General features: G+C 67.6%; 17 protein-coding genes. 10 read left to right on the forward strand and 7 right to left on the reverse strand.

Annotated features, from left to right (window positions below; translation table 11 throughout):
• Positions 1 to 2 precede the first annotated feature (2 nt).
• From ACOOHF_RS06670 to ACOOHF_RS06680, 3 genes are all read right to left on the reverse strand, one after another.
• Positions 3 to 1163 (reverse strand): hypothetical protein, encoded by a 1161-nt coding sequence (locus ACOOHF_RS06670; RefSeq protein WP_420463902.1) that lies wholly within the window; start codon positions 1161 to 1163, stop codon positions 3 to 5.
• 162 nt (positions 1164 to 1325) lie between these two features.
• Entirely contained in the window at positions 1326 to 1721 is a 396-nt protein-coding gene (locus tag ACOOHF_RS06675) for a type II toxin-antitoxin system VapC family toxin (RefSeq protein WP_419934229.1), read from the reverse strand.
• The gene (locus tag ACOOHF_RS06680; RefSeq protein ID WP_419934230.1) at positions 1718 to 1963 is read right to left on the reverse strand and encodes a hypothetical protein; all 246 of its coding nucleotides are present in this window, start codon (positions 1961 to 1963) and stop codon (positions 1718 to 1720) included. Before ACOOHF_RS06680 ends, ACOOHF_RS06675 begins: the two co-directional genes overlap by 4 nt.
• A gap of 177 nt (positions 1964 to 2140) precedes the next feature.
• Between ACOOHF_RS06680 and ACOOHF_RS06685 the strand changes: the two genes are divergently transcribed.
• From ACOOHF_RS06685 to ACOOHF_RS06715, 7 genes are all read left to right on the forward strand, one after another.
• Positions 2141 to 3721, forward strand: a complete 1581-nt coding sequence (locus ACOOHF_RS06685) for an amidase (protein ID WP_420463903.1) — start codon at positions 2141 to 2143, stop codon at positions 3719 to 3721.
• Positions 3722 to 3784: 63 nt separating this feature from the next.
• Positions 3785 to 4066, forward strand: a complete 282-nt coding sequence (locus ACOOHF_RS06690; RefSeq protein WP_419934232.1) for a hypothetical protein — start codon at positions 3785 to 3787, stop codon at positions 4064 to 4066.
• Entirely contained in the window at positions 4063 to 4479 is a 417-nt protein-coding gene (locus ACOOHF_RS06695) for a type II toxin-antitoxin system VapC family toxin (protein WP_420463904.1), read from the forward strand. The genes ACOOHF_RS06690 and ACOOHF_RS06695 overlap by 4 nt, the downstream gene beginning before the upstream one ends.
• Before the next feature lie 117 nt (positions 4480 to 4596).
• Positions 4597 to 7929 (forward strand): WD40/YVTN/BNR-like repeat-containing protein, encoded by a 3333-nt coding sequence (locus ACOOHF_RS06700; protein ID WP_420463905.1) that lies wholly within the window; start codon positions 4597 to 4599, stop codon positions 7927 to 7929.
• Between the two features lie 128 nt (positions 7930 to 8057).
• A complete protein-coding gene (locus tag ACOOHF_RS06705; protein WP_420463906.1) occupies positions 8058 to 9722 on the forward strand; it encodes an Eco57I restriction-modification methylase domain-containing protein in 1665 nt (554 codons plus the stop codon).
• Positions 9709 to 10647 carry a BsuBI/PstI family type II restriction endonuclease gene (locus tag ACOOHF_RS06710; protein ID WP_420463907.1) on the forward strand — a complete coding sequence of 313 codons (939 nt, stop codon included), beginning with the start codon at positions 9709 to 9711 and terminating at the stop codon, positions 10645 to 10647. The genes ACOOHF_RS06705 and ACOOHF_RS06710 overlap by 14 nt, the downstream gene beginning before the upstream one ends.
• A gap of 4 nt (positions 10648 to 10651) precedes the next feature.
• On the forward strand, positions 10652 to 10966 hold the full coding sequence (locus ACOOHF_RS06715) for a HigA family addiction module antitoxin (RefSeq protein ID WP_420463908.1): 315 nt from the start codon (positions 10652 to 10654) through the stop codon (positions 10964 to 10966).
• Between the two features lie 32 nt (positions 10967 to 10998).
• Here ACOOHF_RS06715 and ggt read toward each other — a convergent pair whose 3' ends face one another.
• Entirely contained in the window at positions 10999 to 12591 is a 1593-nt protein-coding gene (ggt, locus tag ACOOHF_RS06720; protein ID WP_420463909.1) for a gamma-glutamyltransferase, read from the reverse strand.
• 197 nt (positions 12592 to 12788) lie between these two features.
• The gene (locus ACOOHF_RS06725; protein WP_420463910.1) at positions 12789 to 13613 is read right to left on the reverse strand and encodes a hypothetical protein; all 825 of its coding nucleotides are present in this window, start codon (positions 13611 to 13613) and stop codon (positions 12789 to 12791) included.
• Positions 13614 to 13814: 201 nt separating this feature from the next.
• Between ACOOHF_RS06725 and ACOOHF_RS06730 the strand changes: the two genes are divergently transcribed.
• Positions 13815 to 15116 carry a dipeptidase gene (locus ACOOHF_RS06730; RefSeq protein WP_420463911.1) on the forward strand — a complete coding sequence of 434 codons (1302 nt, stop codon included), beginning with the start codon at positions 13815 to 13817 and terminating at the stop codon, positions 15114 to 15116.
• Positions 15117 to 15157: 41 nt separating this feature from the next.
• Positions 15158 to 16900, forward strand: coding sequence for a YncE family protein (locus ACOOHF_RS06735; protein ID WP_420463912.1), 1743 nt, complete (start codon positions 15158 to 15160; stop codon positions 16898 to 16900).
• Between the two features lie 36 nt (positions 16901 to 16936).
• Here the strand turns inward: ACOOHF_RS06735 and ACOOHF_RS06740 are convergent, their stop codons facing one another.
• The gene (locus tag ACOOHF_RS06740) at positions 16937 to 18865 is read right to left on the reverse strand and encodes a thioredoxin family protein (RefSeq protein WP_420463913.1); all 1929 of its coding nucleotides are present in this window, start codon (positions 18863 to 18865) and stop codon (positions 16937 to 16939) included.
• 111 nt (positions 18866 to 18976) lie between these two features.
• Between ACOOHF_RS06740 and ACOOHF_RS06745 the strand changes: the two genes are divergently transcribed.
• Positions 18977 to 19384: a DoxX family membrane protein gene (locus ACOOHF_RS06745; RefSeq protein ID WP_420463914.1), complete on the forward strand. Its 408-nt coding sequence runs from the start codon at positions 18977 to 18979 to the stop codon at positions 19382 to 19384.
• Between the two features lie 34 nt (positions 19385 to 19418).
• Here the strand turns inward: ACOOHF_RS06745 and ACOOHF_RS06750 are convergent, their stop codons facing one another.
• Positions 19419 to 20948 carry an inorganic phosphate transporter gene (locus tag ACOOHF_RS06750; protein ID WP_419934243.1) on the reverse strand — a complete coding sequence of 510 codons (1530 nt, stop codon included), beginning with the start codon at positions 20946 to 20948 and terminating at the stop codon, positions 19419 to 19421.
• Positions 20949 to 20993: the final 45 nt, after the last annotated feature.

Genomic DNA, 20993 nt, shown 5'->3' on the forward strand with positions numbered 1-20993 from the left:
CGTCAGGATCCGGACAGTTCGTACACGAAGAGGTGGCCTGCCATCGGGTCGAATCCGACCACCTCGCGTTCGGGATCGAGGCCGAGCCGGATCCCCTGCAGTTGGAAGGGGGCGTCCAGCGACAGGAGGATCGATCCGATGTTCCGGCCCGACGCATCGAAGCGGTCGATGTGGAAGAAGCCGTCCTCCGTGCGGACTCCGACCAAGGCCCACACCTCGCCGTTCTCCCCGACACGGACGTCCGTCAGCAAGTCCACGCTGTACTCGGCCACGGGCGGGCGACCAGGGCTGATGTCGGCGCTCGTGGTCTCGTCCAGTTGCCGTCGATATGCGTCCGCGAGCTCCTCCGGCATGCAGGTTTCGAGGGTCCGCACGTGACCCCCGTCATCGAACAGCTCGATGATCCCGCTCGTGGGGAAGTAGACGGCCGCGAATCTGCCCCCGGTCGCGACCCGGACCCGCACGTAGCCCAGGTTGTACCGGGCGGCGTCGAGGCTGTCCGCCGTCGCCGACCAGTGTTCTCGAGTCTGGCGGCCGTTCTCGTCCGTACTGGTCAACACCGGCGCCTCCGTGCCACGGCGCGGCCGCAGGTGCAACCCCCATACGTCGTGCACCAGCCAAACGCGGCCGTCAGAAGTCACGCCGAGGTCGTTCGGGTTCGAGTTCAGCCGGAACGTGTCCACGAACCGGCCCCGTCCGTCGAAACGATGGACGGCGGGAGGGTCGCCCTGTAGAACCAGCAGTTCGTTGGAACCGGGCCCCGACGTCGCGAGGGCCCGTGGCTGCGTCAACTCGCCGGGTCCGGGCCCTTCCTCGGCCCAGACGTCCCAGGTGGTCAGGTCGCCGGATACCCGGACCAGTTCGCCGGCGAGACCATCGAGAACCGCATAGCCCGTTCCATACGGGGTCAGGTCGGCAACCCGCCCGGGCGCCCAGGGCGCCTCCGCGGCGACGCGCTCTCCCCCGTAGTTGTTGGCGTCCAGGCCGTCCGCCTGCAGGACGCGAACGCGGCGAGCCTCGACTGTATCCGCGACGGATGTCACGCAGCTCGACCCCGGGATGAAGGCCGCCGGGGGTCCGGTCGGCTCCTGGGCGGCTGCCGCCCGTCCCCCGGGCAATGCGAGCACCGCCGCGAGCACGAGGAGGGCCCGAATGAACACCACCGTCGAGCTTCGCGCCCGAAATCTCCGGTTGACTTGCACGTCGCTGCGCTTCTCCTTCGAAGGGACAGGTCAAGGTCGGAACGCAGACGCATACACTCAGCCGCGCCGATCGATCCGACCGCGCCTCGGTGCCATCCCGGGATGACGGAAGGCTGGACCGCTTCAAATCACGAGCAGGGTGCCGATCCGGGCGATCTGCTCGAAGTGTCCGTCGCTCGTCAGCACGGTGGATCCCGTGTGAGCCGCGCAGGCCGCAATCCAGGCGTCGTTCGTGGGGATCGGCGTCCCCGCCCGCTTCAGATCGGCAACGATCTCCGCGTAACAGCGGGCAACGGCGTCATCGACCGGCACCACCTCGACCGGTGACGCCGCGAGGAAGTCCGACAACTCCGTCTCGTTGCGGGTTCTGTGAGCGCCACCAAGGAAACCGAACCGGAGTTCCCCGAGCGTGACGGCCGGTACGCCCACCCAGATGGCCCGGTCCAGGATGTTCGCGATTCGTTCGCTACCCCTCCGCAGGCGGCTGTAGGCCGAGGTGTCCAGGCAGTAGCGGCTCACTCCCACATCTCCGGGTCGATCTTCCCGAAGTCGCGGATCGCAGCCTCGAATTCCCGGAATTCCGCGTCGGTCCAGCCCCCGGCGAAGCGTCCCAGTCCGTTGGACCGAGGGATCCCGATCCCCAGACTCTGCTTGAGAAGGTCCAGCACCGTCTGGTTAAGGGATGTCCCGCGTCGCCGTTTCTCTTCGTTCAACGCGCGCCCCAACTCGGCTGGCACGCCTCGTACCGTCAACGTCTTCACATGGTCTCCAGGGTGCTGTCATACTATGCATGCATTCCACGTCATATTATGCATTCACACTGGCTGCGATCAAGTGTGGGATTGCGCCCTTCCGGTCGGATCACGTCTCACTAAAGTTCATACTGCGTAGCTTCATCAACGGCTGCCCAATTCAAGTTCCTCCAAACAGGTACTGCCATGTCTGCCCGGATTTCGGTTGGAATCAGCTTCCCCCTCTCGTTCGCCCTGGCGTTCGCGACGATCGGCCTCCCGCTGCAGGCGCAGAGCTTCGCGGTCGAGGAGGTGACGATCGCGGAGGTCCACGCGGCCTTCCAATCGGGTGACCTCACCTGCGAGGGACTCGTCCAGAGCTACCTGGCCCGGATCGACGCCTACGACAAACAGGGGCCACGACTCAACGCGATCGCGATCGTCAACCCGGAGGCCCTGCCGGAGGCGCGGGGCCTCGACGACGCCTTCGCGACCGGCGGCCTCACCGGACCACTGCACTGCATCCCCGTCCTGCTCAAGGACCAGGTCGAGACCCGCGACATGCCCACGACTTTCGGGTCCGCGCTCTTCGCGGGCTACGTGTCGGGGCGGGACGCGACCACAGTGACCCGGATGGAGGATGCGGGCGCCCTCATCATCGCGAAGACGAACATGGGCGAGTTCGCCTCGCGCTACGTCGGCTCGGGGTTCGGGATCATCCGCAACGCGTACGATCCGCTGCGCAACCCGAGCGGTTCCTCCGGCGGCACCGGCAGCGGTGTGGCCGCCAACTTCGGCATGATCGGCATCGGCGAGGACACCGGCGGCTCCATCCGCGGACCGGCGGCCGTGGTCTCGCTCGTCGGTCTCCGTCCCACTCTCCCGCTCGTGAGCCGCTTCGGGATGATGCCCGCCAACCCCACCACCGACACGATGGGCCCCATGACCCGCACGGTGATGGACGCCGCCATCCTGCTCGACGTCATCGCCGGCTACGATCCCAACGACCCGGTGACCGCGTACTCCGTGGGAGAGGTTCCGGACTCGTATACCGATGGGCTGGCGGCCGACGCTCTGGCCGGCGCCCGGCTCGGGATCATCCGCGATCCGATGGACCAGTCCGTGGATCCGGCATCGGAAGGGTTCCAGCAGGTGCGCGCCCGAATCCAGGCGGCGATCGGCGCGCTGAGCGAGCTGGGGGCCGAGGTGATGGATGTCGCTGTCCCCGGGATCGAGGGCGTGGCCGCCGTCTTCGCCCTCAACTCCTACGAGACGGAGGAGGCGACGGACGCCTATCTGGCCGACCTCCCTGACGCCCCGTACCAGACGCTCGCCTCGATCCTGCTGAGCGGCCGCGTCAATCCGTGGCGGGCCCGCGCCATGGCCGATCTCCTCGGGAAGACGACGCGCGACCCCGGCTATCTCGAGTACCTGCTCGCCCGCGAGCGCGTTCGGCAGGACGTCATCGCAACCATGGCGGAGCACGACCTCGACGCCCTCGTCTACGCCACCTTCGACCATCCGCCCGACCTGATCGCCGAGGACGTCGAGACGAACCCCGCCCCGGCCGACCGCTACGCGCTGGGAGACAACCGCTCGCTGAGTCCCCTGACGGGGTTCCCGGCGCTCACCGTCCCCGCCGGGTTCACCGCGGATGGCCTGCCGGTGGGCCTCGAGTTCCTGGGCCGCCCCTTCACGGAAGCGATGCTCCTGCGCTTCGGCTACGCGTTCGAGCAGGCGACGCACCACCGCCGGCCCCCGCCTTCGGCGCCGCCGCTTGGCGGTTGATGCCATCGGTATGCATCACTAAGTTGTGCTTGCACAACCAGATTGCACAACCAGAGAGGACGCATGTCGCGGATTCACTTCGTCGTCAAGGAAAGCGCCAAGATCCGCTATCAGGCCGAGGCGGAGCGTGAGGGGAAGTCCCTCGGGCAATGGCTACGGGATGCGGCCGACGAGAAACTTGCCGCCACGCGCCCACGCCTGTTCACCGTCGAAGAACTCGAGGCGTTCGCCGCGGAGTGCGACGCCCGCCACCCTCCCGGAGCCCGAGAGCCGGACTGGTCCGAAACCAAGCGCTTGATCGCCGAGGGGAAGCTCAGTTCCGCCAGGAAGCTGGGCCTCCTTTGATCTTCATTGATGCCAACATCTTCATGTACTTCGTCGGCACGGACCATCCCCGGCGGGAGGAGGCTCGGGCCTTCTTCAGCCGGTCGAGGGAGCGGGATACGCTGCTCGTGACGTCTGCCGAAGTTCTTCAGGAACTCCTCCATGTGTACGTGAGCAGGGACGAGCGAGGCCGACTTTGCGCGGCGTTCGATCTTGTGGACGCGACCGTGTCCGAAGTCTGGCCCGTCGACCGTGGTGACGTGGAAATGGCCCGAGACATAGTCGCCGCGCATCCGGAACTTGAAGCGCGCGATCTCGTCCACCTCGCCTGCTGCATCCGGCGTGAGCCCGACGACCTTATGACATTCGACCGGGCGTTGGCCGCGGCCTGGCGTTCCCGGTCCCCCCGCCGAAGGCGGCGCGCCGACCGTTAGCGCCCCCCGCCGGGCCTAGTTCCGGTGGCGGTCTGTCTGGCACGTGTTTCTCGGGATAGCGTGTCGAGCGGGGTCTCCGCTGGAACGCGAGGACAAGGTACGAAGGAGAGTATCGAGATGAGGGATTTGTCGAGGCGCCGTCGGTCGCGCGCATGGTTGGTGGTCGTCCTGGGCGTCGTGATGGGGGGTCCCGGAGTTCTGCCCCCTTTGACGCCGGAGGTTCGGGCCCAGGAGGTCGATCAGTCGCTGGCGACGGAGGTCGTCGCCGGCCTTCCGCTACGCGAGATCGGGCCTGCGGTAATGGGCGGCCGAATCGCGGACATCGCCGTGCACCCGCACCGGAGCAGCACCTGGTACGTCGCGGCCGGCTCCGGGGGGCTGTGGAAGACGACCAACGCGGGCGTGACCTGGGATCCCGTGTTCGAGGACCAGCCCGTGTACTCGATCGGCGACGTCGCGATCGATCCCAACAACCCGGACGTCATCTGGGTGGGGTCGGGAGAGAACGTCAGCGGCCGCCACGTCGGTTGGGGGGACGGTGTCTACCGCAGCCGCAACGGCGGGGAGACGTGGGAGAACGTCGGGCTCCCGAACTCCCAGCACATCGGGAAGATCCTCGTCGACCCGCGCGACAGCCGCGTCGTGCTGGTCGCGGCGGAGGGGTCGCTGTGGGCTCCGGGCGGCGACCGCGGCGTCTACCGGTCCACCGACGGCGGCGACTCGTGGGCGCTCGTGCTCGGGATCGACGAGAACACCGGCGTCACCGACATCGAGTTCGCACCGGGTGATCCAAATGTTGTCTACGCGGCGGCCTACGAGCGGCGGCGGAAGATCTGGGGGCACCTCGCCGGCGGGCCCAACTCGGGCATCTACAAGTCCACCGACGGCGGCGAGAACTGGCGCCGGATCTCGGCGGGACTCCCGGCGGGGGACGTGGGCAAGATCGGACTCGCCGTCACCCCCGCGAATCCCGAGGTCGTGTACGCGACCATGGAGGCGGGAGACGATGAGCGCGGCTTCTACCGGTCCCTCGACAAGGGGGAGGGCTGGGAGAAGCGGAACTCCTACATCTCCGGAGGCACCGGCCCTCACTACTACCAGGAGATCGAGGCCTCGCCGCACGACGCCGACATCGTGTACCAGATGGACGTGTTCATCCAGGTCACGCGGGACGGGGGCGCGACCTTCGGCAACCTGGAGACGGCGAACGACAAACACAGCGACAACCACGCCCTGTGGATCGACCCGGAGGACGGGCAGCACCTGATCGTCGGCACGGACGCCGGGCTGTACGAGACCTTTGACGACGGTCGCACCTTCCGGCACTTCCCGAACCTGCCCATCTCGCAGTTCTACAAGCTGGCGCTGGATACGGCGGAGCCGTTCTACAACGTGCTCGGCGGCGCGCAGGACCTCGGCACGCTGTGGGGACCCGCCCGCACCATGAACGTGGAGGGCATCCGCAACCGCGACTGGTACGCGCCGATGGGAGCGGACGGGTACGCGGTGCAGATCGACCCGAGGGATCCTGACATCCTCTACCTGCAGACGCAGCAGGGGAACCTCTACCGCTACGACCGGATGAGCGAGGAGGCGCTCGACATCCAGCCGCAGCCCGCGCCCGGCGATCCGCCCGAGCGCTTCAATTGGGACGCGCCGATCCTCATCAGCCCCCACGACGCCGACCGCATCTACCACGGCTCGCAGCGCGTGTGGCGAAGCGACGACCGCGGGAACTCGTGGACCGCGATCAGCGGCGACCTGACGACGGACGTGAACCGCTACGAACTGCAGTTCATGGGCCGCGTGTGGAGCGTCGATGACCTGATCGACAACGGCGCCATGTCGAAGTACGCCACCCTCACCGGGATTTCGGAATCCCCGGTCGCCGAGGGCGTGATCTACACCGGAAGCGACGACGGGCTCATCCACGTCACGGAGGACGCGGGCGCCACCTGGCGGCGAGCCGCGGAACTGCCGGGCGTCCCGGAGCGGGCGTTCATCAACGACGTGGAGGCCTCGCAGCACGACCCGGCCACCGTGTTCGCCGTCGCGGACAACCACAAGGAGGGTGACTTCCGACCGCTTGTATTCGAGAGCAACGACCGGGGCCTGACGTGGCGCTCGATCTCAGGAGATCTGCCCGCCGGGACGACCGCGTGGGCGATCGAGCAGGACCACCTGAGCCCGAACCTCCTCTTCCTCGGAGCGGAGTTCGGCATGTACGTGAGCGTGAACGGAGGCGCCAACTGGCACATGCTCCCCGGCCCCACGATCTCCCACCGGGATCTCGAGATCCAGCGCCGGGACAACGATGTGGTCGGAGCGACCTTCGGCCGCGGCTTCTACGTGCTCGACGACTACACGCCGCTGCGCGAACTGGCCGGCGGCGCGACGACCGCCATGGCCGCGGCGGAGGGAGGGGCGCTGTTTCCGGTCCGCGACGCCTGGTGGTACATCCCGTCCGTGCCCATGCAGGCGCGCGGGAAGCCGACGCTGGGGACGGACGACTACACCGCGCCCAACCCGGACTTCGGCGCCACGCTGACGTACTACCTGCCGGAGACGCTGACGACGACTGGCGAGGCCCGCCGCGACGCCGAGGGAGAGGTGCGCGCGGCCGGCGGCGACGTGCCCTTCCCCGGCTACGACGTGCTCAACGCGGAGGCGACGGAGAGCGGGCCGCGGGCGCTGGTTGCGATCGCCGACGCGGTCGGCCGCACCGTGCGCTGGGTTACGGGCCCCGCGAGCCAGGGGCTACACCGCGTGAGTTGGGACCTGAGGGCCCCGGCGCCGGATCCCATCGATCTCACCGTACCCGGCTTCACGCCGCCCTGGGTGGGGCCGCCCCAGGGCCATCTCACAGCCCCCGGCGACTACTCCGCGCAACTCGTCGTCGTCACGGCCGAGGGCGCGAGGGAGGTTGGATTGGCGCAGACCTTCGCGGTGAGAGCGGTGCCTACGGCGGAGGCGGGCACCGACTTCGGGGCTGTCGTCGCCTTCCAGAGCGAGGCCTCGGAGCTGATGCGCCGCATTTCGTCCGCGGGTGAGGAACTGGGCCGCGCCCGGGACCGGCTCCGTCACATGCGGGCCGCGCTCCTCGAGGCGCCCGCCGCTCCGCTGGCCCTGTTCGGCGACCTCGACGCGCTCGACAGCCGGCTACAGGGGTACGCGATCCGGATCTTCGGCGACCCGGCCCGGCAGCGCCTGAACGAATCCACCGTACCCTCGATCTCGAACCGCGTGGGACGGGTGATCGGAGGCCACTGGGACACGCGCCAGACGCCGACGGCGACGCACCGCCGCAACCTGGAGATCGGCGAGACGGATTTCGGCGCGTGGCTGGCGGAGTTCGAGGGCTTCATGTCGGGCGACTTCATGCGGGCCGAGGCAGCGCTCGAGGCCGCCGGCGCCCCCTGGACCCCCGGCCGCCGCCCCCCCGGCGGCTGACGGCTGGAATATGTCGGTTTGCCCTGTTCGACCTTCGTCGAGTACGGTGTGGAAGTTGACGGTCCGATGATCTCCAACTCGAAGTTGGAAGCGGTTGAGTTGGGAGGTAGGGTAGAGGCGAGGCGGGGATGACGGTTCAGCAGGAAAGTACAAGGCGGATCGAAGCTGGCAGCCGCGAATCCGATGTGGTGGGCATGCCGCTGCCCAAAGCGGGAGAGCGACCTGCCTTATACGCAGACCGAGTCGGTGAGTGGTACGTCTCGCGCAAATCGGCTCGGCACAGGAAGGACCACGGGCTCTACCTGACGCCGGTGCCGGTCGCCGACTTCATGGCCGGCAAGATTGCTCCGAGAACCAGTCGGGTTCGCGTCTTGGATCCAGCTGCTGGGGCCGGGGTCCTTTGCTGCTCTGCAATCGAATTCCTTGTTTCTCGCGATCCGCTTCTGGAGCACGTTGAAGTCGTCGCCTTCGAAATCGACGAGGACCTTATCGCGCCCCTGCAAGCGGTCTTGACCTACTTGGTTGATTGGGTCCTCGAGTCATGCGATCTCAAGGTGGCGGTTCGCGTCGAGGCGGTCGACTTCGTTCTCGCCAACGCTGAGGGTTTGGGCGCAGACAACGACCTCTTCACGGCCAGCCCGCGAGACCCGGATTTTGACATCGTAATTTCCAATCCGCCTTACTTCAAAATCAGCAAGACCGACCCGCGCGCTGTCGCTGCATCCTCTGTAGTTCATGGTCAGCCGAACATTTATGCGCTCTTCATGGCCGTGAGCGCGACGCTTCTACGCGACGGTGGCAGCTTCGTATTCATCGTCCCTCGCAGCTTCGCGTCAGGTCCGTACTTCCAGCGCTTCCGGAGCGTTTTCTTCGACCAGGTTCGACCAGCCGAAATCCATCTGTTCGAATCGCGACGCGCCGCCTTCAGACGCGATGAAGTGTTGCAGGAAAGCGTGATCTTCGCAGGTCTTCGCGAGTCCGGTTGGCACCGGAGCCGCGCAGCCTTTTCCATCGCCGTTTCCGCAAGTGCTGGAGTGGACGATCTCAGCCATGCGGACCAGCGCACCGTTCCCGCCAACAAGATTCTCGACATCACCTCCCGGGACCGGATCTTGCGGTTGTCACCGGACAAGAAGGTCGATGAGATTATTGCGCTCGTGGATTCATGGCCGAACAACCTTCAACGCTTGGGGCTCAACATCTCCACGGGCCGCGTCGTCCCATTCCGTGCGAGATCGCTCATCCGAAGGAACGGTTCCGTGCCCGCAACCCACGTACCCCTACTCTGGATGAACCACGTGCGGGCGATGCGGACTACTTGGCCACTGAACCGCCACAAGCCGGAATACATCGCACAATCTGGCGCGGGATCCTTGCTCCTCCCAAATGGGAACTACGTTCTCTTGCGGCGATTCAGCGCAAAAGAAGAGCCTCGAAGGTTGACGGCAGCTCCTTACCTTGCGGACGATCTCGCAGTCCCGGCCGTCGGGTTCGAGAATCACCTGAATTACATTCATCGACCCGGCGGAGTTCTGTCGTCAGACGAAACATGGGGGTTGGCGGCTCTCTTCAATAGCCAGTTGCTCGATACTTACTTCAGAGCCATGAACGGAAACACACAGGTGAGTGCTACGGAGATTCGGGCCATGCCACTTCCATCACGTGAAACAATCCGGGCTCTTGGCAAGCGGGCAAGACGCCTTCCGAGTCGAACGAGCGGCTTGGAAGCACTCGTCGCTACTCTTCTGCAGGCACCGGTGGACGAAGGGGACAGGGCCCTTGGCAACGATTGAGGAAGCTCAGGAGATCCTCGAAGCCCTCGGTATGCCGTCGGCGCAGACGAACAGAATGTCTGGACTCACGTTGCTGGCATTGTGCGGTCTGAAGCCCAACGACCTCTGGTCGGTCGCGAACCGGACAGGATGCACCGTGACCAAGAGTATCATGAGCCACGTCAAGGAGCACTACGGTATCGAGTACGCACCCAACACCCGAGAGACTTTCCGGCGCCAAGTGCTTCATCAATTCATACAGGGCGGGATTGCCGACTACAACCCGTTTGAACCGGATCTGCCCACGAATAGCCCGCGTGCACACTACGCGATCACGAAGGCGGCGCTGACAGTCGTACAGGCATACGGCGGCGAAGGGTGGCCGAGCGTCCGCACGACCTTCCTCCGCGAGCAAGGATCCCTCGCGGAGCGCTATGCGAGACACCGGGATCGGGCGATGATTCCGGTCACGGTTGGCGACGGGAATGAACTACGACTCTCTCCGGGGAGGCACAACGAGTTACAGAAGGCGATCGTCGAGCAATTTGCACCACGCTTCGCGCCTGGTGCCGAACTGCTGTACCTGGGCGATACGGCAAAGAAGGATCTGTTCGTCAATGGCGTCGCGTTGCAACGGCTCGGCATCCCTATCAATGATCACGACAAACTTCCGGACGTCGTGATCTACGATGCGGAGCGGAATTGGCTGTTCCTGGTGGAGGCCGTGACCTCACACGGTCCCGTGTCGCCGAAGCGCGTTGTTGAGCTTGAGGAGATGTTGGCAGCTTGTCCCGCGGGTATCGTCTATGTAAGCGCATTTCCTGACTTCAAGGAGTTCCAGAAGCACCTCAAAGGAATCTCCTGGGAGACGGAAGTCTGGCTGTCCGACGCGCCAGATCACATGATCCATTATGATGGAGACCGGTTTCTGGGACCGAGGAAGTGACACCATGACGGGATACTCGGGTTCAATGCCCGCGAAACGGGCGTCTGTACACCCCGGGAAGGTGCTGCTGGAAGAGTTTCTCGAGCCGCTGGAGATCAGCCAGTACCGTCTGGCCACGGACATCGGCGTAGCTCCTGGCCGGATCAACCAGATCGTGCACGGTAGGCGCGCGATCACCGCGAATACGGCGCTGCGGCTCTCGGTCTATTTCGGGACGTCGGCGAGGTTCTGGCTCAATCTCCAGACGGGCTACGATCTTGATGTCGAGAGAGAACGCCCGCTGTCCGTGACGCCCCTCCGGGCTGCCAAGGGATCCTGAGCAGCCGGGGGTCTTGCCAAGGCCTGCTGGCCTCAGTGGCCGATGGCGAGGCCGTCCTTGCGCGGGTCTGACGCTCCGGCGTAGCCGCGCTCGAGCTTCATGACGAGCTGACCCCCGCCGAACGAGGCGCTCTCCCAGTCGACGAGTTCGTGGCCGAGCGCGCCCATGCCGGCTTCGAGTCCGTCGGTCAGCCTTTCGACCGCGACCCGCAGGCCGCCCATGTGCCGGAAACGCGCCGCATCGATCGCCTGCTGCGGGTCCATCCCGAACTCGATCATGTTGAGGACGACCTGCGTGTGCCCCTGCGGCTGCATCGAGCCGCCCATGACCCCGAACGCCATCAGCGGTTCCCCGTCCCGGGTCACGAACCCCGGGATGAGCGTGTGGAAAGGCCGCTTGCCCGGCGCCACCTGGTTCGGATGCCCGTCCTCGAGCGTGAAGCCGGCGCCGCGGTTCTGGAGCACGAAGCCCGTCCCCGGGACGACCACGCCCGAGCCGAAGGCGCCGTAGATGGAGTGGATGAACGAGACCATGTTCCCGTACTGGTCCGCGACCGACAGGTAGATCGTCTCGGTGGCGGTCGCGAACTCGCCGGGCTCGATCCGCTCGGCGGCCAGCGCCGGGTTGATGAGTGCTCTCCGCGCCGCGAGGTAATCGGGCTTGATCAGTTCACGCGGGTCGATCTCCATGTGGTCGGCATCGGCCACGTGCCGGGCCAGGTCGGCGAAGGCGACCTTCTTGGCCTCGATGAGGTGGTGAAGGTACTCCGGCGAGTTGTGGCCCATGCCGGCGAGGTCGAACGGTTCGAGCAGCCCGACCATCTGCAGCGCCGCGACGCCCTGGCCCGCGGGAGGAAGCTCCCAGAGCGTCCAGCCCTTGTAGTCGACCGACAGCGGTTCGATCCACCGCACCTCCATCGCCGCCATGTCGGCCGGCGTCAGGTACCCGCCGAGTTCCGCCAGCCCCTCGGCCACCCGCGTGCCCAGCGCGCCGCCGTACATGGCAGATGGGCCTTCCGCGGCGATCATGCGCAGAGACCGCGCAAAGTCGGGGTTCCGGAACCACTCGCCCGCTTCGGGTGCCCGCTCGCCCTCGATCAGGTACGTGGCCGCGGCTCCGGGGTCCGCCTGGAGCTTGCGCAGCTGTTCCCGCCACTGGCGAGCGATGATCGGCGTGACCGGGAACCCCTCCTCGGCGAGCGCGATGGCGGGGGCCACGAGTTCCGCCAGCGGCCGACTCCCGTAGGTCTCGTTCAGCGCGCCCCAGCCGGCGATCGCGCCCGGCACGGTGACAGCGCCCGGCCCCGAGCCCGGCACCCGGTCGTAGCCGTCGGCGCGGATCCGCTCCGGGGTCATGTTCGTCCCGGCCCGGCCGGTGGCGTCGAGGCCCACCAGCCGGCCTTCTTCCGCCGACCAGAAGAGCGCCCACAGGTCGCCGCCCAGCCCCGTCATGTGCGGCTCGACGAGCGACAGCACGGCGGAGGCGGCGACCGCCGCGTCGAAGGCGTTGCCTCCACCCTTCAGCACGCCCAACGCGACGCTCGACGCCATGGGCTGGCTCGTCGCGACCATCCCGTTCGGCGCGTACACCGTCGACCGTCCCGCCATGGACGCGGGAGCACTCATCGCTGCCTCCTGCCGTGACGGCTTTCGCAGGCTCTCCGCGTCCGCGGTCCCGCATCCGGCGGCGGTCACGACAACGAGGGCGAACACGAGAGCCGAAGCAACGTCGCGAATACGCATGACTGGTCTGATCCCGCCAGGGTTACTCTGATGCGAACGGTGCTGCAAACTGCGGCGCGGACTGTGACGCCACCCGGACACTAGGGCCTCCACGCGGACATGGCATCCCAGCCCTCGTATCGGGTGATGTTGACCGGGTCCGATCCGTCGGCCTTCATCGCGTAGATCTCGGGGTTTCCATCGCGCTTGGTCGAGAACAGCACATACTGCCCGTCGGGCGACCAGCGCGGCAGTTCGTCCACTCCCGCGATGCGCGAGAGGTTTGTCTGGCCGCTTCCGTCCGCCCTCATCACATAGACCTCCGCGTCCCCGATATCCCGGAACGAGGTGAAGACGATCCTCGCTCCGTCCGGCGACCAGGCCGGAGACCGCGCCCCGCCCTCCACGGGAAGCCGCTGGAGCCCCGTGCCATCGGCGGCCATCGTCCACAGCGAGAACGTCTCCCCGTCTCTGCGGTCCGAGGCGAACACGATCCGGGTTCCGTCGGGCGACCACTCCGGGTCGACATCGAATGAGGAGGGGTTGCGGGTGAGGTTGACCGGGTTCGATCCGTCCACGTCGATCACCCAGATATCGGGATCGCCCGTCCGCTCGGACACGAACACCACGCGACTCCCGTCCGGCGACAGCCGTCCCGATCGGTCGTTGGCGGAGTCCCGCGTCACCGGCCGCGGGTTCGATCCGTCCGCGTTCATCAGGTAGATGTCGGGGTTCCCGTCGCGCCAGCTCGTGAACACGATGCCCGATCCGTCCGGCGTCCAGCTGGGTTCGAGGTTCGTCTCCCCTTCAATCGTGAGGGGCCTCTGTCGCGTCCCGTCGACGTTCATCACCCAGAGGCGCAGGTATCTCTCGCGAATCGAGGTGAAGACGATCTGGCCGGAAGGAGGGAGTTCGGGGCCGGTCACATCTCCGCAACCGAGCACAGCCGACCCCATGATTGCCGATCCCAGCACACAGGCCGCGACCCCGCGCCGCCGATCCTCTACCCGGGATCCACGCGAACCACGACGCACCCTCCACACGTTCATGCCGATCACTCGTTGCGCCTCACCAGGACCAGGCCGAGCTTGATCCGGATCGAATTCCGACCGTACAGGGAGTTGAAGATGAGACAGCCCGCAAGCTCGCACCACGTCCTCCTGCCCGTCCTGACCCTTGCTCTCGTCGCCGGCTGCGGCGGGCCGACGGACGAACCCGCGTCTTCGGAGACGGACGCGGGGGAAGAGATGTCCATGGACCCTGCCGAACTCGAGCGGCGCGCGCGCGAGATCCACGAGAGCGTGTTCACGATCGACACGCACGACGACATCCCGTTCAACTTCGCCACGCCCGAGGTGGATCCGCTGAACGCGGACCGCCAGGTGAACCTCGAGAAGATGCGGGCCGGCGGGCTCGACGTCGGGTTCTTCGTCGTCTACGTGGGCCAGACGGAGCGCACGCCGGAGAACTACGAACGCGCGAAGCAGGGTGCGATGACGAAGTTCGAGGCGATCCACCGCATGACGGAAGAGATGTATCCGGACCTCATCGGCCTCGCGTACACGGCGGACGACGCGGAGCGGATCCACGCCGAGGGCAGGCTCGTGGCCGCGATCGGGATCGAGAACGGCTACGCCATGGGGACGGACCTGTCGCTCCTCGAGACGTACCACGAACTCGGGGCGCGCTACATCACGCTGGCGCACAACGGGAACAACGACATCGCCGACTCCGCGCAGCCGAACCCCGCCTACGGCGACACGCCCGAGCAGAACGGCGGCATCAGCGAGTTCGGGGAGCAGGTGATCGCCGAGATGAACCGGCTCGGGATCCTGGTGGACGTGTCCCACATCTCGAAGGCGGCGAGCCTCGAGGCCATGCAGCTGTCCGCCTCGCCCGTCATCGCCTCGCACTCCGGGGCCTACGCGGTGAACGCCCACCCGCGGAACATGGACGACGAGCAGCTCATGGCGCTGCGCGAGAACGGCGGCGTAATGCAGGCCGTGGCGCTGGGCGGGTTCGTGAAGTCGCCCTCCGAGGAACGGCAGGCCGCGGTCACGGCGCTCCGTGAGTCGATCGGCTTCACGAGCTTCTCACAGATGACCGACGACCAGCGGGAAGCCTTCAGCGAGGGGATGGCCGATATCCGGTCCCGGCACCCGGACGCGAACGTCGCGGACTTCGTCGACCACATCGACCACGCCGTCAACCTGATCGGGATCGACCACGTCGGGATCAGTTCGGACTTCGACGGCGGTGGGGGGATCGACGGCTGGAGAGATGCTTCCGAGACCTTCAACGTGACGCTCGAACTCGTGCGGCGGGGCTATTCGGAGGACGAGATCCGCCAGCTCTGGGGCGGCAATACGCTGCGGATCTGGCGGGCCTCCGAGGAGGTCGCGGCGGAGCTTCAGCAGGCCGGGGGCTGATCCGCCGCATGGGGACGCCACACGCGGGCAGCGGACGGCGTTTGACCGCTAACTTCCGGGCTCTCGGCGCGGTCGTCTCGCTGGCGGCCGCGGGATCCGGCTGCGGGACTCCGGGCGAAGTTTCGCCGGACGCCGACGGACCTTACCGGGTCGGGGCGACGATCGAGGTGGGGGCGGCGCCACACGGCATTCGCTTCAGTCCCGATGGCGACACCGCCTGGGTGGCCCTGAGCGGCGAGGGCCGGATCGCGGTCGTCGACCTCGCGGCCCTGTCGGCCACCGATCCGGCGGCGGCCGTCATCGCCCACTGGGAGGCGGGCACGACGCCGCTCGACCTCATCCGCGTCGAGGGCGGCTGGCTCGTGAGCCAGTTCCGGGATTCGACCCTCATCATGCTCGACGCCGCGGGGCGGTTCGTCCCCGACGCCGTGTGGGGCGTCGGGGCGGGTCCGTCGCTGTTCGCGCCCGGCACGGTTCGCGGAGAGAGCTGGATCACGACCGAGTTCTCGGACCGGCTGTGGGTCGTCGACACCCGCCAGGGAGTGCCGCGATCGTTCCACACCACGGGCGACCGGCCCTACCCGGCGGATGTCATGTGGGACGGCTCGTACGCCTTCGTGCCGAACCTCGACGCGGGCACCGTCTCCGTCATCGATCTGTTGAATGGCGAGACGGGCGCCGAGGTCGACATCTGTCCGGGGCCGCCCGGTGGGGCGCTCACGCCCGATCAGGTGACCTACATCGTCGCCTGCGGCGGCTCCGACGAGGTGGCGTTCATCAACACGGCTTCCTTCGAAATCACCGGCCGGGTCACGGACGGCCTCGGCCCGCGCCCCTTCTCGGTCGTCGTCCCGGGGGAGGGCCGCTACGCGCTGGTCAACAACGCCGGCGGCAGCACGGTCTCGATCGTGGACCTCGAAGCGCGGGAGGTCGTGCAACGAATCGAGGTGGGCGAGCAGCCGATCGTCCTCCGCGCGCATCCGGACGGTGAGCGCGTGTTCGTCGCGAACGAAATCTCGGGCACGCTGGTCGAACTGGTCGCGACCGCGCGGGCCCCCGAATCGCCGGCCGCCACGGAGGTGGTGCCGAACGAAGTCGTCGTCCTGGGGATGATCCACGGGGGTCACGAGACGAGCGAGACCTTCAGTCTCGAGGTGGTCCGGGACCTGGTCCGGGAGATCGATCCGGACTACTGGCTGACGGAGATCCCTCCCAACCGATGGGACCGGGCGTGGGCCGAGTTCCAGGCTTCCGGGACGGTGGAGGAGCCCCGAGTCCGCCGCTTCCCCGAGTACATGGACGGACTCTTCCCGCTCTCCCGCGAGCTGGACTTCGAGGTCATCCCCACGGCCGGGTGGACCGAACCGATGTCGGACTTCCGGGCCGCCTATCTCGACGCCTACGCTCGGGATCCGGCCCGCGCCGATCGGTGGGCGGAATATCAAACCGTGGCCGAGGCTTCGGCCGAGGCCCTCGCGGCAGGTGCCGCCGACGACCCGCGCTGGATTCACACCGACGCCTACGATGAAGCGTACGATATCCGGATGCGGGTATACGCCCGCCTGTTCGACGCGGATCTGGGCCCTGGCGGCTGGGAGGCGATCAACGCCTCGCACTGGGGGAACATCGAGCGCGCCCTCGACCGTCACCGGGGCGAGGGCGTCCGCTTCCTGCTGACGTACGGTGCCGGCCACAAGGGGCCGTTCCTGCGGGAACTCCGGGCGCGCAACGACATCGTGCTGCTGGAGGTGGCCCCGTTCCTGGATCGCCTCTCCGTCCGGTAGCGGCGGGCGTGCACGGCGCCCGGCTACAGGGAACGGCTAGTCGCCGAGCATGTCGAGGATCGCGGACTTCGAGATCAGCTCGGAGAAGACGTGGGGCCCGCGTCCGGGCCGATAAAGCACGTAGAAGGGGATGCCGTAGCGGCCGAAGTCGGCCAGGTACCGGCCGATCGACTCGTCGCGGCGCGTCCAGTCGGCGCGCATGGCGATCACGTCGTGCTCCTCGAACGCGCCCGCCACCTCTTCGGTCTCGAGGAAGAGCGCCTCGTTGACCTTGCAGGTGAAGCACCAGTCCGCCGTCACGTCGACGAACACGTAGCTGCCCGCGGCGGACAACTCCTCGGCCCGGTCGCGGTCGAACGGCTCCCACGCGATCAGCCTGTCCTCCGGCGCGACGCCGAGTGCCGGTGACCCGGCCTCGCCGCGACCCTGCGCCACCGTCGTGACGGCGAGCACGGCGAGGGCGGCCGCCGCGAGACCGGCGACCCGGCGCGCCGGTCCTCCCCGACCCCGCCGGCTCCCGAGCCACACCGCGAGCGCGACCGCTAGCAGCCCGACCTCGAAGAACGCCACGCGCGCCGCCGGCACGAGGCCCGAAAGCACGAAGAGCAGCCACACCAGCGTCGCCGCGAGCAGGAAGCCCATCACGACCTTGAACGTCGCCATCCACGCCCCCGGCTTCGGCAGCACGCGGCCGGCGGCGGGGAAGGCCGCCAGCAGCAGATAGGGTGAGGCCATGCCCGTCCCGATCGCGCCGAACATCGCCGCCGTCGTGCCGGAGTCTTGCGTGAGCGCGAAGCCCAGCGCCGTGCCGAGGAAGGGGGCCGAGCACGGCGTCGCCATCAGCGTCGCGAAGAACCCCGTGGCCAGGTGTCCCGCGAGGCCCTCGGACGGGCCCGTCGAGCCCACCTTCGCCAGCGAGGCGGGAAGGGGGATCTCGAACAGCCCCCACATGTTGAGGGTGAAGAAGAGCATCACCACGGCGAGAGCGCCGACGAAGAGCGGTTCCTGGAACTGGATGCCCCAGCCCACGGCGACACCCGCTGAGCGCGCCACGATCGCCGCCGCCGCGAGCAACAGGAACGAGAGGATGATCCCGGCCGCCGTGGCGAGGCCGCCCGCCGTGACGGCCCGCCGCCCGCCCTCCGCACTCTTCACGAGCCCGAACACCTTCAGCGACAGGATGGGAAGGACGCACGGCATGGCGTTGAGGATCAGGCCGCCCACGAAACCGAGGAGCACGAACCAGAGGAACCCCCGTCCCGAGCCCGCCGCTTGCCCGGCGGCGGCCGTCCCGTCCCCGGCATCCGCCGCGAAGAACTCCGGGTTCGCGGCCTGACCGCCCGTGCCCACGGTGAGCCCCACCGTGGCCGGCGTCGTGACCGGCGCGAGACACATTTTATCGTCACACGCCTGGTAGGTGACGTTCGCGCGGATGGGGTAGGTGCCCGGCGACGCGCCGGCCGGCGTCGGGACGGAGGCCCGGACGAAAACTTCGCCCTCGTACACCGAGATCGCGGTGGGCGCGAAGCTGAACGTCTTCATCTCGCCGGGGGGATATCCGACCGCGCGCGCGGGCGGCCAGTCCGGCGGCAACTCCAGATCGACCGCGGTCGCGATCAGGTAGTCGTAGGTCGGCTGGTTGCTGTTCGCGTGCCAGCCGTCCTCGATGACGAGGCGCACCGCGAGTTCCGCCGGTTCGCCCGCGAGGTAGGCGGTGCGGTCGAGGGCGACCGAGATGTCGCCCTTCTCGAGGTCAAACACCCCCTGCTGAGGAATCTGCGCCGATCCCGGTGTCGGGAAGACCGACCCCGCAGCCACAGCCAGGAGCACGGCGATCGCCGGCGCCGGACCGCGCTCCCGGCGAATTCGTGCCTCCGCTGTCCTGCCTCGCAAACCGACGACCATCGTCCTTCGTTCCTCCAGGTGCGCGCCCCGTTCGTTCCGCCGACCACTCGTGACGAACATTAGTTGTCAGCCTCCCCCGCCACAAAACACCCGACCCGATTGACGCGTGCAGCGACGGTGACCCACACTCAGGAGAGGGGAGCATCCCCGAGACCTGATCAGGAGGCCGACATGAAACGCTGGGGTCTGTTGCTGCTGAGAGTGAGCACGGGGTGGCTGCTGGTGATGTGGGGGCTCGACAAGATCGTGAACGTGGAGCACGGCCAGCGGGTGGCCGAGAGCTTCTACCTCGGGCTCGGCACGCAGGCCGTCGTGCAGAACGCGCTGGGCGGGCTGGAAGCGCTCCTCGGTCTGCTCGTGGTGCTCGGTCTGTGGAGGAAGCGTGTGTATCCGGTGATGTTCGTCGTCCTGCTCATCACGGCGCTCGCCGTGTGGAAGTCGATCCTCGATCCGTGGGGCTGGGTCCTCGAGGGATCGCAGGTCCTCTTCTACCCGTCGCTCATCGCGTTCGCCGGCTCGATGGTCCTGTGGGGGACGATGGATGAGGACGAGATGACCCTGGATGCCCGCAGGGGCTGACCCGGCCCGTAAGCTCCGGTGCGGAGCTGACGGGTCAGCCGTGTTCCGGTTCCGGCTGGCGGATGCGCCCGAGGCGCCACACGCCGACGGCGACGAGGACGGCGACGATCGGTAGCCCGGCCGTGCCGGTGAGGACGATCAGCGAGGCCATCACGAAAGCTCCGGCCGCCGCGATGAGCCCGGTGAGGAGCCAGCCGCCCAGCACGACCAGGATGCCTGTGACGCGCTGCTCCGCGTCCGCGGCGCGCCAGGTCCGGTCGCCCAGCGAGGCCCCCATCGCGGCCATGAACGTGATGTAGGTCGTCGACAGCGGCAGCCGGTTGGCGGTGCCGATCGAGATCAGTAGCGCCGCGACCGTCAGGTTCACGCTGGCCCGTAGCAGATCGTAGGGAGGCGCCGCGGGGTCGAGCGGCGGCGGCGCGGTACGGCCCTCGATCCGCGCCCGGATGCCGCCCGGCGTCACGCGCCGCGCCGCCCCCAGACAGGAGTACCCGGCGGAGACGAGCGTCGAGCCGAGCCGGCTCGTCCCGAAGCGCTGTCGCGTGTGGCCCTGCGCCGCGAGCCGAATCTCCGTGTCCGTTACGCGCCGCGCCTTCCGCGACTGCGCGAGCGCCGTGGCCATGATCGCGCCGGCCAGCAGCAGCGCCCATGGCGGGGTGCCCACGCGGCCGGAGAGGTCCACGCCCTCGACGAGCACCGCCTGGAAGGCCGCGACGGAGGGGCCGATGAAGTTCACGAGGTCGTTCCCGGCGAACGCGATCGACAGCGCTCCCGTGCCGGTCAGCACGATCGCCCCGATGACCTTCGCGGGGTGGCGCCGCCAAACCACCGCCAGGCCGCCCGCCAGCGCGAACACCCCGCCCAGGATCAAAACGATCCGGTCGCGGAGCATCGACATCGTCTCGTCGTCGAGGATCGCCGCGCCCTGGAGTCCCTTGAACAGCACGAAGTAGGCCATGGCAGCGAACGCGATTCCCGTCCAGAGCCAACCCCAGCGCGGAAAGCTCGCCCCCAGGTCGTGCCCGTACACGACGCGCACCAGAAACATCACCACCGCCGCGCCCACGAACGCGGTGACGACGGAGAGGGAGATGGCCGAGTAGATGCCGAGCACCGGCCCGCTGTTGATGACGCCCAGCGCCCCACCGATGCCTCCGCCGTTGGTCCAGAACGCCACCGCGATCGATGCCCCCACCAGTTCGGACACGATCGACACCGTCGTGCTCGTGGGAAGTCCAAACGTGTTGAAGAAGTCGAGGAGAAGAACGTCCGCCGCCATCACGCCCAGGTAGAGCGCGAGGATCGAAGTCAGGATGATCGCCCCCTGCGCGTCGACGAAGTGGCTTGGATCGAACACTCCGCGCCGCGCCACTTCCATGAGGCCGCTCGACGTGAGGGCGCCGAACAGGATCCCCGCCGCGGCGATGATGACGATGACGCGCCGGCGCGCGACCCGGGACCCGAACGCCGAATTCAGGAAGTTCACCGCGTCGTTCGCCACCCCGACCCAGAGATCGAAGGTTGCGAGCGCAATAATGAGAAGGAGAGCGATGGTCTCGAACAAGAGCATCAACCCCTGGCTGAGCGCCGTTCCGGCCGGGTACCGACC

The sequence above is a fragment of the Candidatus Palauibacter sp. genome (genome assembly GCF_965216145.1).
Classification (GTDB): domain Bacteria; phylum Gemmatimonadota; class Gemmatimonadetes; order Palauibacterales; family Palauibacteraceae; genus Palauibacter.